The following is a 15,243-nucleotide window of genomic DNA, read 5'->3' as shown; positions in this document are numbered from 1 at the left end:
CATATAATTAATAATACTATTTTCTAAGATAATTATAAGGAAATCTAATAAGGAGGGGCGGTGTATATCAGGCAGCTTGAGGCGTTTAAAGCGGTTATGTCGATGGGGAGTGTCAGCAGGGCCGCAGAATTACTTTGTATTTCTCAGCCGGCAGTCAGTCAGCTGATCAATCAGCTGGAGTTTTATTGCGGTTTTTCCCTTTTTGAACGCAAAGGAAAGCGTTTGCACCCGACCAGAGAGGCGGAAGCGCTGTTGGTAGAGGTTGAGGCAATGTTTGCCGGCGTGAACCGTGTTTCGCGCGTTGCTACTGCTCTGAGAGAACAGAAATGGGGAGCGCTTACATTGGGTGCCTTTCCGGCAATCGCTCGCCGTGTCCTGCCTGAAATTGTTGCAGATTATGCTGCTGAAAGACCCAATATAGTTTTTCATTTGCAGAGCATGCGCTCACGCAGTTTGATTGATGCTGTTGCAAGCCATCAGCTGGATTTCGGGATCAGTTTTATTCCGGGGGACAGGGATGAAATTGAAAGCATACCGCTGCAGACATTAAAAGCAGTATGCATTCTGCCGGTCGGGCACCCATTATCAGAAAAACAAAGCATCAAAGCACAGGATCTTGCCGGTCAGCCTTTTGTATCTTTGGGACCACAGGATCAGTCACGTATGCTGATTGATAAAATTTTTGATGATTTACAGATACCGCGCAAAATGCAGATTGAGACAGGTCAATCAGAAACCGCCTGTTCATTTGTGGCGTTAGGGGCGGGCGTATCTGTGGTTGACCCGATAAGTGCAGCCGGTTATCGGGATGGAGAGCTGGTTGTCAAAAAATTTGAACCTGAGATTAAGTTTAATATCTGGTTGATACGTCCGCGTATGCAGGTTCAATCCAGTGTGCTTGATAATTTTATCCAGTTTATGAGTGACAGCTTGTCTGCTTCAACTCTATGAAAAAGTGCATCTTACAGCTGCTATGGAAAGGTGCAGTAAATGCCCCTAATCTGTAACTTGTTGGAAAAATGAGTGCAATTGTAGTTTAGCTTGAGGCATGAAATACAAAAGTAAAATCAATGAATTCGGATGGTGGGCGTAACAGGGATTGAACCTGTGACCCCTACAATGTCAATGTAGTGCTCTCCCGCTGAGCTATACGCCCATCCGATGACGCGCATACACCATATTGGCTCGCGCGCGTCAATGCCCTTTTGAAGAATAAAGAGAAAAAACTTTGTTTTACCTGTTGTTTTTCAACAGGCTTATCCCGATACCTGAAATCAGGCTGCCAGCAACATTTTCTCGATCTCATTCACGAGATCACGCAGGTGAAACGGCTTGGACAATACCTTGGCTTCACGCGGTGCGTTTGAATCAGGATTGAGGGCAACAGCAGCAAAACCGGTGATGAACATGACTTTGAGGTCAGGATCAATTTCGGTTGCACGACGTGCCAGTTCAATTCCGTCCATTTCAGGCATAACAATATCCGTCAGCAGCAAAGAGAAAGGCTCTTCGCGCAGACGCTCATAGGCGCTGGCTCCATTGTCGAAATGGGTGACATGATAACCGGCTTTTTCCAGTGCTTTCACCAGAAAACGGCGCATATCATTATCATCTTCAGCAAGCAGAATTCTTTTCATTGGTCCGTCCGAATGTCTGTACGCTTTTTATCTGCGTGTCCCCAGCATGATATTGCGGTGACAAAATGGCAAGAAAAGCGATTCAATCTGATCCTATAAGACGCTGCTTTGGTAAATATCGGATGAATCATTCCCATTAATCTGCCCCGTCACTGCGACCGGCAGGGCAAAAGCGTTTTATTGCCTATGCATTTTGACAGGCAAGAACGACGTTAAAAATACCATATAGGGCAGTTCAAGAAAATGTCATGTGTCATGGTGTGAAATTGTTCTTAAATAATAAACTGAATGCCTGCTGCCGGTATTTTCTGGCAAAATATGACAATTCCGGCTTTGCTTTTCCGGATTATCAGTTAGGCTTGAGAAATGAACCGGCTATCCGGCCAAATAATCCGGGCATATGCCTTTGCAGTATATGAAAGTGAAGAATGAGCCTGCAACGGGATTTTCAGACAATCACTCCTTTTGAAGTCTGTGCTCCGGCGCAACAGCGCATCCCGTTCGTTTTTAATTCGCCGCATAGCGGCAATTATTATCCGCCGGCATTTTTGCAGCAATCCCGTCTCAGCCCCCATGATATCCGTCAGTCGGAAGACTGCTATGTGGATGAGTTATTCGCCATGGCCGTGCCGCTGGGCGCGCCTTTGCTGCGTGCGCATTTCCCGCGTGCCTATCTGGATGTGAACCGTGAGCCCTATGAGCTCGACCCGAAAATGTTTAACGAGCCTGTGCCGTCTTATGCGAATATCAGGTCGACACGGGTTGCAGGCGGTTTAGGCACAATCGCTAAAATCGTTGGCGAAGGTCAGGATATTTATAAATCCAGACTGCCATTATGTGAGGCGCTCGACCGGATCGAAACCATCTACAAGCCATATCATCATGTGCTCGGACAGTTGCTGAGCGATACGCGGGCACAATTTGGCTATGCTGTTCTGGTGGATTGCCACTCGATGCCGAGCGGAATGGATATGGCTGATAATGCGGGTCAGAACGGGATTGCAGGGCGGCCGGATTTCATTATCGGTGACCGTTTCGGACGGTCCTGTTCTGATGCCCTGTCATGGGCGGCAATCGAGCTGCTGCAAAATATGGGCTATAATGTTGCGCATAATAAGCCTTATGCCGGCGGTTATATTACCGAACATTACGGACGCCCGCATCGTGATTTCCATGCTTTGCAGATTGAAGTGAACCGCGCACTCTATGTCGACGAAAACAGCCTTGAGTGCCTGCCGTCATTTACGGGGCTTTGCCGTGATCTGACGCAATTTATGGCAGATCTGACGGCCTTGCCGGATTATGTATTTTTACAGAAACCGCAGGCCGCAGAATGAAACGCGCATAAAAAAAGACCGCACAAAAGTGCGGTCCAAAATCTAGGGAGGAAACGCCCTTGCGGGCGAAAACAGACATATTGTCCGTTAACTATTTTATTTTGCCGGTGAGTTACGGTCAATTCGGAATTCGGAAAAATCAGACATTTTTATGAAAATTCTGAATTTTCTGAAGTTACAATCAAATTAACTTATTGATATATTTCATCAAAATACTTTGGCTAAAAGCTATAGCTCAAGCATTTTGATGAGAGATATCGCCGAAATTTCGTCGAAATGCTAAAATCCTGCTGTGAAATGGAGTGAATTTTCGTGGTGAATTCGTCGTTTTTAAAAGAGGTTGCACAGGCAGCGTCCGAACAAACCCTGCCGCGATTCCGGCAAAAAATCGCAATCGATAATAAATATACTGTCGGTTTTGATCCGGTAACCGAAGCGGATCGCGAAGCTGAAAAAGCCATTCGCAAAGTGATCAATCAGCATTTTCCCGATCACGGAATTCTGGGCGAAGAGTTTGGCGGCGAAAATCTCGACAGCAGCCATATCTGGGTAATTGATCCGATTGACGGCACCCGTGCTTTTATTTCCGGACTGCCTGTTTGGGGTACGTTGGTCGGCCTGATGGTTGATGGCGATGCCCGTATCGGCATGATGTCTCAGCCGTTCACCAATGAGATGTTTTATGCGCTGGGCGATGGTGCGTTCTGGAGCGGGCCGGAATATGCAGGCAATGGCGGGCATGTGCAGCTGAAAACCCGCCAGACCACAGATTTGTCGGAAGCAACGGTTTTCACAACGTCACCCGCTTTGTTCAAAGACGGACAGCGTGAAGCGTTTGATCGTTTGGAAGCACAGGTGCGTTTGTCCCGTTATGGTGTGGATTGCTATGCCTATGCAATGCTGGCTTCCGGTTTTGCCGATCTGGTGATTGAAAGCGGTTTGCAGCCCTATGATGTTATGGGCTTAATTCCGGTGATTGAACAGGCAGGCGGTGTTATTACGCAGGCCGACGGCGGACCTGCGGAGAAGGGGGGCTATATTGTTGCTGCTTCTTCAGCAGCTCTACATGAACAGGCTCTGAAACTACTGAACGCCTGACTATAGCGACCTATGCTTCAATCAGCGCCGGTTCAGTATTTTGTTCCGGCGCGTTTGATCCTGGTATAAATGCATCAAACGCTGCCCAGACCTGCTCCCGATAGAAATCGCTTTCCTGCAATAATTCATGTCGCGCACCGTCAATGGTAATCAGAGAGGCACTGCGTAGTTTTTCAGCAAGACGCATTGCTGCCTTGCCATCGACAACACGGTCGGCACCGGGAACGATAAACAGCGTTGGGATCGCAAAATTCTCGTAAAATTGCTGATTGTTGATACTGTGAATGGCATTGAGTGTTTGCGCCAGCCAGCGGATTGTCGGCCCTGCGATACCCAGTTGCGGGTGGTCGCGGGTGATTGCGGCATTGCGCAGATAGCGGGTTTGATCATGCGTAAGCGGGTTGCCGTCAAAACTCTCCGGCGGCAGTTGCAAAGGGACTTTACCAGCATAGCGGCTGCCAAAACCGGATGATGCCAGCAATGTGGCAAGCGGCCTAAGCTGACGGTCTGAAAAGATGCTGCGCGCCAGCCCGAGAAAAGGGGAAACCAGCACCATGCGGCGGATACGCGATTGCAGCATTTCATGCGATTGCAAGGCGATTAATGCGCCGGTTGAATGTGCCAGAATATAATAGGGCGGCGGGCAGTCCGGCATGATGATGGTTTTGAGAAAAATCTCGAAATCACTGCGGTAATCGGAAAATTTTCGGACATAGCCACGCGCGGCATCTTTGAGAATGCGAAAAGAACCGCCCTGACCACGCCAGTCCATTGTCGCAACACAAAAACCGCGCCGGTTCAGATCACTGATCGTTTCATAATATTTTTCAAAGGCTTCATTGCGCCCATGGAGCAAAATGACAGTGCCGTTGCGCGGTGTATCTTCCGCATAGGGGCAAAAAGCATAGCGCAGCTCAAACCCGTCGGCTGACTGAAAATAGCCTGCCTGCAATCCTGTGGGGACCTTGTTATTTTCTGTCTCAAAATACGGATTTGTCATTACTGCTACTCTTGTCATTGCGTGCCGGTGAAGCTTCGATGCTTCTTATATGGTCTGCATATAGCGGGATCATGGCGGGCGGAAGACAAATTGTAAATGCCGGAATTGCCCCCTTGAAATATGTTTTCTGTAATACCAGATCATTGGTGTAGCCGCCTGATAAGGGGCTGCGCAAACGAGAAAGGCTCGCCGATAACGGGAGTTTTTCAGACAGTCTTTTAACGCAACGTCGCTCTGAAGGAGGGCATTTTATGCGTCATTTTGATTTTTCTCCGCTTTACCGTTCAACCGTTGGTTTCGACCGTTTGTTCACGATGCTGGACAGTCTCGGCCAGCCGGAAAGTGCGCAGGCTTATCCGCCTTATAATATCGAGCGCACCGGTGAAAGCTCCTACCGTATTACCATGGCTGTGGCCGGTTTCGATCAGAATGAGATTGAAATTGAAGCGCACCGCAATCAGCTGACCATCAAAGGCACCAAGATTGCCGATGAAGCGGACAGTGAAAAAGAATTCCTCTATCGCGGGATTGCATCGCGTGCGTTTGAACGTCGCTTCCATCTGGCTGACCATGTTGAGGTCGCCGGTGCGAGCCTGAAAAACGGCCTTCTGCATATTGATCTCAAGCGTGAGATTCCGGAAGAACTGAAGCCACGCAAGATTAATGTGACGAGTGTTTCGGGTGATACTTCGCAAAGCATCGATGCTAAAACCGTTGATGCAAAGGCGATCAGCAGCAACTAAATTGCTTATAGACTGAATGAAGAAAGGGCAGGAAATTTCCTGCCCTTTTTTGTTTAAAGAGCTTTGATCAGGCTGACGAATTTATCTGTCTCGGCTTCCGTAGTGGCGAAGCTGGTAACAAGACGAATGAAAGTTTCGTCCTCAGCAATAGGATCAGCGCTGTGTGGCGGGTTCCAGTCATGGAATACTGCGCCCTGTGCCAGTAGTTTTTCACTGTCTGACTTTTTCAGAATGGCGAAAATCTCATTGGCCTGCGGCTGCCATGCCAGCTTCACTTTGTCGGAAGTTTTGATGGCATCTGCCATTCTGGTTGTCATGGCATTGGAATGACGGGCAAGATTGAGCCACAGATCATCTTTGAGATAAGCATCAAACTGTGCAGCAATGAAACGGGTTTTGGAGAATAACTGTGCTGCGCGTTTGCGGATGAAAGGCAGGTCTTTCGCCTGTTGCGGGTTCATGAACACCAGAGCTTCCGCACACCAGCAACCGTTTTTGGTGCCGCCGAAAGAAACAATATCCACGCCCTGTTTCCAGGTCATTTCTGCCGGTGTAACATCCAGCGTCACCAGAGCATTGGCAAAGCGTGCGCCATCAAGATGCAGCGGCAGATCATGCTCACGGCAGATCGCCGAAATCGTGGCAATTTCATCAAGCGAATATAGCGTGCCGATTTCGGTAGCTTGCGTAATGGTCACAGCCATTGGCTGACCGGCATGGATGAAGGCAGGGTTGAAGCGTTTCAGCTCCTTGCGCAGATTTGCCGGATCCATTTTGCCCAGAGCGCCGTCTACCGGATGCAGGCGGGCGCCGCCGGTGAAATATTCCGGTGCGCCGCATTCATCTTCGATCACATGGGCTTCACGATGGCAAAGCGATACACCGCCCGGACGGTTAACGCTGGCCAGCGCCAGAGAATTGGCGGCTGTACCTGTGCCGACAAAATAAACCGCAACTTCACGCTCGAATAATTCGTTGAAGCGCTGCTCGACCTTTTTGTCGATTTCGCTGGCACCATAGGAAGCAGCAAAACCACCGGCATGAGCAGTAATATTGGCATTAATATCAGGATGGGCACCGGCCCAGTTATCGGAAGCGAAGAACATCAAGAGCTCCGTATGCGTCAGGACTAAGAACTAAACTGCAAATCGTTTAGAGGGGGCAGTTTAATGTGATGCGTGTTTATAGCTGGTTTTTTCTGACACACGAATGAAACCTGATATCAAGTTTCGGTGTGGTCACATTGACGCAGTTTTTCTGATTTGCGTCTGGTGCTGCCAGCTAAATCCTTGTTTTTTCATATGATGAAATTGATTGCGCAATAAAATTACAAAAAATCGATTTAAAATTGAATATTTCGTGCTTGTAGAGCAAAAAATATTCTGCAATAAAATGATAGGGCAGCAATGCTGACCTATTGAGCAGGGTTCGGTCTAAGGAAAATCCGGCGAATTTTGCTGCAATTCATGCTATGATTTCATCTGTTTTCCGCGATGGCAATCAAAACAGCCGTTGCGATAACCGGTGAGAGCATTCCGTTCATGCGCACGCCATAGCGTGCTTAGCAACTAGGGAGGCCGGTCAATGATTAATCTGATGTATTATGCTGTCTGCTTCCTTTGGTGCGCTGCACGGACAGGCATTTTCACAAACTCATTTAACAATTCTGCTGTTTCAGCTCCGGTCTTTATCCCGTCTGGAGGACGGGTTGGTGCCGCACGCCTGAGCCGGCACATGGCCCTGTACCGGGTCTAAGGAGGTTTCGATGTTGATCAAGTCGCATTCTGTTGGGGCATTTCAGGCTCATACGCATACAGAAAAAGGCGGCAAAACCACAACATCGACTAAAACCGCCAAAACATCCCGAACTATGCCCAAGAAACAAGGGCTCTATGATCCGCGACATGAGCATGATGCCTGTGGTGTCGGCTTTATTGCGCAGATGAAAAATGTGCCGTCGCACCAGATTGTGCTGGACGGCTTGCAGATGCTTGAAAATCTCACGCATCGCGGTGCCGTGGGTGCCGACCCGCTGATGGGCGATGGTGCCGGTATTCTGGTGCAGATTCCGCACCAGTTTTTTGCACAAGAAATGGCAAAAGCCGGTATTCATCTGCCGGATGCCGGACATTATGCTGTCGGCCAGATTTTCATGCCGCAGGATGTGAAGCTGCGTGCGCATCTGGAGCGGGTGATTACGGAAGTGATCGCCGCAGAAGGCCAGACATTGCTCGGTTTCCGCACCGTGCCGGTGGATAATAGTTCACTGTCCAAAGCCGCAGATATTGCCGCAACCGAGCCGGTGCATCGTCAGGTCTTTATCGGCCGCAATCCGAATATTGCCAGTGATGATGATTTCGAGCGCCGTTTGTTCGTGCTGCGTAAGGTGATTTCTAACCGGATTTTCCACGAGACAGAAGGCCGTGACAACGGTTTCTATATTGTCTCCATGTCTGCCCGTACCGTTGTTTATAAAGGCATGTTTCTGGCCTATCAGGTCGGTGCCTATTACAAAGACTTGGCCGATCCGCGTTTTGAGAGTGCGATTGCACTGGTGCATCAGCGCTTTTCAACCAATACTTTCCCGTCGTGGAAACTGGCGCATCCGTATCGTATGGTTGCCCATAATGGCGAGATCAACACGCTGCGCGGCAATGTGAACTGGATGGCTGCGCGTCAGGCTTCGGTTGATAGCGAGCTGTTCGGCAATGATATTTCCAAGCTCTGGCCGATCTCCTATGAAGGCCAGTCGGACACGGCTTGTTTTGACAATGCACTCGAATTTCTGGTGCAGGGCGGTTATCGCCTGAGTCATGCGATGATGATGCTGATCCCTGAAGCCTGGGGCAATAACAAGCTGATGGCGGATGAGCGTAAGGCATTTTACGAATATCATGCCGCCTTGATGGAACCTTGGGATGGCCCTGCCGCCGTTGCTTTCACCGACGGCCGCCAGATTGGCGCGACGCTGGATCGTAACGGTCTGCGCCCTGCGCGTTATCTCGTGACGGATGATGACCGGATCATTCTGGCATCGGAAGCGGGTGTGCTGCCGGTGGATGAAAGTCGGATTGTCAAAAAATGGCGATTGCAACCGGGGCGTATGCTGCTGATTGATCTGGAAGAGGGGCGCATTGTCAGTGATGACGAGCTGAAATCCCAGATCGCCAGCGCTCACCCTTATCGCCAATGGTTGAAAAACACGCAGCTGGTGCTGGAAGATCTGGCACCGGTGGAGCCACGCGCTCTGCGCCGTGATGTCAGTCTGATCGAGCGTCAGCGCAGCTTTGGTTACACACAGGAAGACACCAAACTGCTGATGGCACCGATGGCGACAACGGGGCAGGAAGCGGTTGGTTCGATGGGTACGGATACGCCGATTTCCGCGCTCTCGGACAAAGCCAAACTGCTTTATACCTATTTCAAGCAGAATTTTGCGCAGGTCACCAATCCGCCGATTGATCCGATCCGAGAAGAACTGGTGATGAGCCTCGTATCTTTCATCGGGCCGCGGCCAAACCTGTTTGATCTGGTCGGCACATCACGGCGCAAGCGTATGGAAGTGCGCCAGCCAATCCTGACCAATGCTGATCTGGAAAAAATCCGCTCCATTGGCCATTCGGAAGACCGTTTTGATACCAAAACATTGGATATTACCTATCCGGTGAATGAAGGCGCGGCGGGTATGGATGGCACATTGGCACGTCTGTGCGACCGTGCGGAAGCGGCGGTGCATGGCGGCTATAATATCATCATTCTGTCTGACCGGCAGGTCGGAGCAGATCGTATCGCTATTCCGGCTTTGCTGGCAACGGCTGCCGTACACCATCATCTGATCCGCAAGGGGCTGCGTACATCTGTGGGGCTGGTGGTCGAGAGCGGTGAGCCGCGCGAAGTCCATCATTTCTGCTGCCTGGCCGGTTATGGTGCCGAGGCGATCAATCCGTATCTCGCTTTTGATACGCTGACCGACATGCATCAGCGTGGCGATTTTCCACCGGAGGTGGATAGCAGTGAGATTGTCAGCCGTTATATCAAGTCGATCGGCAAAGGCATGCTGAAGGTGATGTCAAAAATGGGCATCTCCACCTATCAGTCCTATTGTGGTGCGCAGATTTTTGATGCCATCGGCTTAAAACAGGATTTTGTTGACCGGTATTTCTTCGGCACAGCTTCGATGATTGAAGGTGTGGGCTTAAATGAAGTGGCACAGGAAACTGTGTTGCGGCACAACACAGCCTTTGTGAAAGAAATCGGCGGTACCGGCGCGCTGCCTGCGGGTGGTGAATATGCTTACCGTATCCGCGGTGAGGCGCATATGTGGTCGCCGGATGCGGTGGCCAAGCTGCAACATGCTGTGCGCAATGACAATCCGAAGAGCTTTGCGGAATATTCCGAAATGCTCAATAGCCGTTCTGCGGCAGCCAAAACCATCCGCAGCCTGTTTCACTTAAAACGCGCGGGTGAACGCGGAAAGAGGCCGGTTGATCTGGCTGAAGTTGAGCCTGCGGCTGAAATCGTGAAGCGCTTTTCAACCGGTGCCATGTCCTTCGGTTCGATCTCGCGTGAAGCACATACAACACTGGCCGTTGCCATGAACCGGATGGGTGCCAAGTCGAATACCGGTGAGGGTGGTGAAGAGCCGGATCGTCTCTACCCGCTGCGTGACGGTTCACCAAACCCGCAGCGCTCGGCGATCAAACAGGTGGCATCGGGACGTTTTGGTGTGACCACGGAATATCTGGTCAATGCTGATATGATCCAGATCAAGGTGGCGCAGGGTGCCAAGCCCGGTGAAGGCGGTCAGTTGCCGGGGCATAAAGTGGATGCGACAATTGCCAAGACACGTCATTCCACCCCGCGTGTCGGCTTGATCTCACCGCCGCCGCATCATGATATCTATTCCATTGAAGATCTGGCACAGCTGATTTTCGACCTGAAAAATGTCAATCCGCAAGCCGATATTTCGGTCAAGCTGGTGTCGGAAGTCGGCGTCGGTACGGTTGCTGCCGGTGTTGCCAAGGCACGTGCCGATCATATCACCGTTTCCGGTTATGACGGCGGTACCGGTGCATCGCCGCTGACTTCGCTGAAACATGCCGGTTCCCCTTGGGAAACAGGACTGGCGGAAACGCATCAGACATTGGTTCTCAATGGTTTGCGCTCGCGCATTGCATTGCAGGTCGATGGTGGTTTGCGTACCGGTCGTGATGTGATTATCGGTGCTTTGCTGGGTGCGGATGAATTCGGTTTCTCCACCGCGCCGCTGATTGCTGCCGGTTGTATCATGATGCGCAAATGCCATCTCAATACTTGTCCGGTTGGTGTGGCGACCCAAGATCCTGTGCTGCGTCAGCGTTTCAAAGGCACACCGGAGCATGTGATCAACTTCTTCTTCTATCTGGCCGAAGAGGTGCGCGTGCTGCTGGCCGAGCTTGGCTTTACCAGACTGGAGCAAATTATCGGTCGATCTGACCTGTTGGAAAAACAGGCAGCGATTAATCACTGGAAGGCACAGGGTCTGGATTTCAGCCGTATTTTCTATCGCCCTTATGCGGCAATTGCTGGCGATGAGGCACAGCTGCGCCATACACAATTGCAGCAGCATCCGATTGATGATGTGCTGGATCGTGATTTGATTGCAGCTGCCGCACCGGCACTGGAAAATCGTGAGAAGGTTACGATTACCCGCAGCATTAAAAACACGGATCGCTCGGCAGGGGCGATGTTGTCCGGTGCGCTGGTCAGCCGTTACCGCCACAAAGGTCTGCCGGAAGATACGATTCAGGTGCGTTTCAACGGTACTGCGGGGCAGTCTTTCGCAGCCTTTCTGGCACATGGCATCAGTTTTGAACTCCATGGCGAAGGCAATGACTATATCGGCAAGGGCCTAAGCGGCGGGCGGATTATTATCCGTCCGAGTGAAGACAGCCGGCTCAAGGCCGATGAGGCGATTATTGCGGGCAATACTGTGCTCTACGGCGCGATTGAAGGCGAATGTTATATTCGCGGACAGGCGGGCGAGCGTTTCGCTGTGCGTAATTCCGGTGCCGTTGCGGTTGTTGAAGGCGTGGGCGACCACGGCTGCGAATATATGACCGGCGGTGTGGTGGTTGTGATCGGCGAAACAGGTCGCAATTTCGCGGCTGGTATGTCCGGCGGCGTGGCCTATGTGCTGGATGAAGCCGGTGATTTTGCCCAGCGTTGCAATATGGCAATGGTCGAACTGGAGCCGGTGCCTGAAGAGGACGACATTCTCGAAAAGCTGCATCATCACGGCGGTGATCTGATGCATAAAGGCCGCGTGGATGTTTCCGGCAATATGACCCGTCACGATGAGGAACGTCTGGCACAGTTGCTGGCCAATCATCATCATTATACGGGGTCGCAACAGGCACGGATGATCCTTGATAACTGGGAACAGTATCGTCCGAAATTCGTCAAAGTCATGCCGGTCGAATATCGCCGTGCTTTGGAAGAGATGGAACTTCTGCGCAATCCGGTTGCCGCAGAATAATCCGCACTTCAGAAAAGAACAGGTTTTTAAAATGGGTAAAGTTACAGGTTTTCTGGAGATCGACCGGCAGGTTGCGCAATATCAGCCGGCATCGGATCGCATCAGGCATTTTCGTGAATTCACTCTGCCGATGAGTGAACCGGAAGTGCAGAAACAGGCAGCACGCTGCATGGATTGCGGTGTGCCGTTCTGCCATGGCGATAAAAGCGGTGACAGCGGTTGTCCGGTGAATAACCAGATTCCGGACTGGAATGATCTGGTCTATGCGGGGCAGTGGGAAGAGGCGATTGCCAATCTCCATTCCACCAATAATTTTCCGGAATTTACAGGGCGGATTTGCCCTGCACCGTGCGAGGAATCCTGCACGCTTAATCTGGAAGATATGCCGGTGGCGATCAAAACCGTTGAGCAGGCACTGGCTGACAAGGCTTTCGAACTGGGTCTGATACAACCGCAAATCGCGGCTGTTAAGACCGGAAAACGTGTCGCGATTATTGGCTCGGGTCCTGCAGGTCTGGCCGCTGCACAACAGCTCGCACGGGCTGGTCACGGTGTGGATGTTTATGAGCGGGAAAGCCGTGCGGGTGGTTTGCTGCGCTATGGTATTCCTGACTTCAAAATGGAAAAGCAGTTGATTGACCGTCGTATCGCCCAGATGGAAGGCGAGGGCGTGACTTTCCATTGCGGTGTGGAAATCGGCAAGGATATTGCGGTCAAGCAATTGCTCAAAGATTATGATGCCGTGCTCTATTGCGGCGGGGCGGAAACACCACGCGATCCGGCTTTGCCCGGTTCTGATTTAAACGGCGTTTATGATGCCATGCCTTATCTGGTGCAGCAGAACCGCCGCGTTGCAGGGGAAGATGAACAGTCGCGTGCTTGGGCATTGGAAGACAGTATTTCGGCAGCAGGCAAACGGGTTGTGGTTGTCGGCGGTGGCGATACGGCTTCTGACTGTGTGGGTACGGCGTTCCGGCAGGGCGCAGTGCAGGTCACGCAGCTGGATATTCGTCCTGAACCACCGGCACGGGAAGATAAGCTCGGCGTGTGGCCTTATTGGGCGACAAAGATCCGTATTTCGTCCAGTCAGGCGGAAGGCGCTATGCGTGAGTTTCAGGTGGCAACACTTGGCTTTGGCGGCGAAGACGGTCAACTGACCCATGTGCTTTGCAGTGCAGTGGATGAACGGCGCAAGCCAATTGCCGGTTCTGAATTCATTTTGCAGGCTGATCTGGCATTCATTGCCCTTGGTTTCAGCGGCCCTGCCAAGCAAGGCGTGTTGCCGGAACTCGGTGACAGACTGAAGCTGAAAAAAGATGCCCGTGGCGGTGAGAGCGTGATGGCCAATGAGACGGATTATCACACATCTATACCAAAACTCTTTGCAGCGGGTGATGTGCGTCGCGGTCAGTCACTGGTCGTCTGGGCAATCCGTGAAGGGCGGCAGGCTGCAAGAGCTATTGATCTGCAATTGATGGGCGCAAGTCTGTTGCCTGCGTGAATGAAGAAAGGCCTCGCTAAAGCATTTCCAGCAAAAGTGTGAAGCGGTTTTGCGTAGGATAATGCGTAAACTAAAAGATAGAGCGGCTCCAGCTATTTAATCTTAACCGGAGCCGCTCTTGAGGCTTTTTTTAAGGGCGTGGCCAGCTGAAATCATCCGCACGGCCATGCGGAGCTGCTTTCATAGCAGGCTTGTTCGCTGCAGCAGCGGTTTTGCTGATCACTGTTGTATCACCCAGCAATGTATCATCACCGGACTGATCCAGATCATTGAGTTTCATTGGCCCGATACGGGTGATTTCTTTCTGCACCGGCAAAGCCATAGGTTCATTGCTTTTACTGTCAGGTGAAACAGGAGCATCCGGTGATGAGAGTTTCAGCAATTGACGCAATGGTTTTTCCGCATAGAAAGCCAGTTTTCGCTTGCCGGCTGCGGTCATATTAATTCCGTCATTGCCGCGCAGGCGTACCGTCTGACCGTTCACATCAACACCGGTCTGAGTAAAGCTGCCTTTATCATCGACAAAACCGTCCCATACATCGGCGAAAACAACCTGAGGTGTTGTATCTTCCGTTGTGACGGCTTGTTCTGCCGCAGTCTTATAAATCTTGTTCAGCGACAACATGGTCTGAGACAGTGAAGAAGATTGATAGGGCGGCTGGCCGATCCAGACAACAGGCACACCGGATTTCGCTGTGACCTGCAGAAATTCATCAACCCGCGACTGATACAGTTTCTTCCACTCATCCGTATCGGCTGCAACACTGACGCTTTTCTGCGTGAGTGGCTGGCGGTCATTCGCCCCGATCATCATAACGACGACGGCAGGTTTCTGCTCAGTCAAAATGGCCGGAAGTTCTTTGCTCCAGTTATAATAATCCTGACGAACAAAGCCTGATGAGCCATTGGTCCGGTTGATAACCTGCAAATCTGCGGTTTGGGAAAAGGTCTCTGTCAGCCCTTCTGCAAGACCACCGGCGATAAAATCACCAATAACCATAATCTTCCGCGCATCGGGATTCTTTGCGACGGCTTCCGGTTGCGGCGGTGTAATAATGGCTGGTTTAGGCTTGGTGACAACGGGCTTTTTCTTCACCGGTGCCGAGCGCCGCTGCGGCTGCTGAACCGGAGGACGGGTGACTTCCTGCTGTCTGGGCTGTGCGGGATTTCCGAATAATATATCCAGCAATGTACGGCGTTTTTGTTGCTGCGGATATTGCTGGGCAATGAGAGCAGGGGCACTGTCCGGCTCTGCCATTTGTGTCTGTGCAGTGGCGGGAGTTGCCAGCAATGCGGTCAGGCCGAAAGCCACAGTTAAGGATTGCAGGCTGAGCAAGCCCGCTCTGATCTTGTTCTGTGTGACTGTTTGATCTTTCATAACGGGTTTCAACCCTTAAGCCCTCTGCTGCA

The 15,243-nt window shown here is 51.2% G+C and carries 10 protein-coding genes and 1 tRNA gene; 6 read left to right on the top strand and 5 right to left on the bottom strand.

Annotated features, from left to right (window positions below; all coding sequences use genetic code 11):
- Positions 1-60 precede the first annotated feature (60 nt).
- Entirely contained in the window at positions 61-951 is an 891-nt protein-coding gene (locus BKD14_RS14485) for a LysR substrate-binding domain-containing protein (RefSeq protein WP_075656980.1), read from the top strand.
- A gap of 130 nt (positions 952-1,081) precedes the next feature.
- On the opposite strand, the gene BKD14_RS14480 is transcribed toward BKD14_RS14485, so the two are convergent.
- Both BKD14_RS14480 and BKD14_RS14475 read right to left on the bottom strand, forming a co-directional pair.
- Positions 1,082-1,156 (bottom strand) — tRNA-Val (locus BKD14_RS14480).
- Between the two features lie 118 nt (positions 1,157-1,274).
- Positions 1,275-1,637, bottom strand: a complete 363-nt coding sequence (locus BKD14_RS14475) for a response regulator (RefSeq protein WP_022709690.1) — start codon at positions 1,635-1,637, stop codon at positions 1,275-1,277.
- Between the two features lie 428 nt (positions 1,638-2,065).
- On the opposite strand from BKD14_RS14475, the gene BKD14_RS14470 reads away from it, so the two are divergent.
- Positions 2,066-2,974: an N-formylglutamate amidohydrolase gene (locus BKD14_RS14470; protein WP_075656979.1), complete on the top strand. Its 909-nt coding sequence runs from the start codon at positions 2,066-2,068 to the stop codon at positions 2,972-2,974.
- A 312-nt stretch (positions 2,975-3,286) separates the two neighbouring features.
- Complete coding sequence (gene hisN, locus BKD14_RS14465) at positions 3,287-4,072, top strand: histidinol-phosphatase (RefSeq protein WP_075656978.1); 786 nt, start codon at positions 3,287-3,289, stop codon at positions 4,070-4,072.
- A 10-nt stretch (positions 4,073-4,082) separates the two neighbouring features.
- Here the strand turns inward: hisN and BKD14_RS14460 are convergent, their stop codons facing one another.
- On the bottom strand, positions 4,083-5,072 hold the full coding sequence (locus tag BKD14_RS14460) for an alpha/beta hydrolase (protein WP_075656977.1): 990 nt from the start codon (positions 5,070-5,072) through the stop codon (positions 4,083-4,085).
- A gap of 251 nt (positions 5,073-5,323) precedes the next feature.
- Here BKD14_RS14460 and BKD14_RS14455 point away from each other — a divergent pair, with 251 nt between their 5' ends.
- Positions 5,324-5,815 carry an Hsp20 family protein gene (locus BKD14_RS14455; protein WP_022709694.1) on the top strand — a complete coding sequence of 164 codons (492 nt, stop codon included), beginning with the start codon at positions 5,324-5,326 and terminating at the stop codon, positions 5,813-5,815.
- A 53-nt stretch (positions 5,816-5,868) separates the two neighbouring features.
- Here BKD14_RS14455 and BKD14_RS14450 read toward each other — a convergent pair whose 3' ends face one another.
- Positions 5,869-6,921, bottom strand: a complete 1,053-nt coding sequence (locus tag BKD14_RS14450; protein ID WP_075656976.1) for a low specificity L-threonine aldolase — start codon at positions 6,919-6,921, stop codon at positions 5,869-5,871.
- Positions 6,922-7,586: 665 nt separating this feature from the next.
- Here BKD14_RS14450 and gltB point away from each other — a divergent pair.
- Together gltB and BKD14_RS14440 are read left to right on the top strand one after the other, a co-directional pair.
- Positions 7,587-12,332, top strand: coding sequence for a glutamate synthase large subunit (gene gltB, locus BKD14_RS14445; RefSeq protein ID WP_348625532.1), 4,746 nt, complete (start codon positions 7,587-7,589; stop codon positions 12,330-12,332).
- A 31-nt stretch (positions 12,333-12,363) separates the two neighbouring features.
- A complete protein-coding gene (locus BKD14_RS14440; protein WP_075656974.1) occupies positions 12,364-13,833 on the top strand; it encodes a glutamate synthase subunit beta in 1,470 nt (489 codons plus the stop codon).
- Between the two features lie 130 nt (positions 13,834-13,963).
- On the opposite strand, the gene BKD14_RS14435 is transcribed toward BKD14_RS14440, so the two are convergent.
- Positions 13,964-15,211 carry a DUF459 domain-containing protein gene (locus BKD14_RS14435; RefSeq protein WP_139316440.1) on the bottom strand — a complete coding sequence of 416 codons (1,248 nt, stop codon included), beginning with the start codon at positions 15,209-15,211 and terminating at the stop codon, positions 13,964-13,966.
- Positions 15,212-15,243 lie beyond the last annotated feature (32 nt).

This window comes from Pseudochrobactrum sp. B5 (assembly GCF_001939785.1).
Lineage (GTDB): Bacteria > Pseudomonadota > Alphaproteobacteria > Rhizobiales > Rhizobiaceae > Pseudochrobactrum > Pseudochrobactrum saccharolyticum.
The sequence above is the reverse complement of the archived record's forward strand: the minus strand, read 5'-3'. Positions and strand labels throughout refer to the sequence as shown.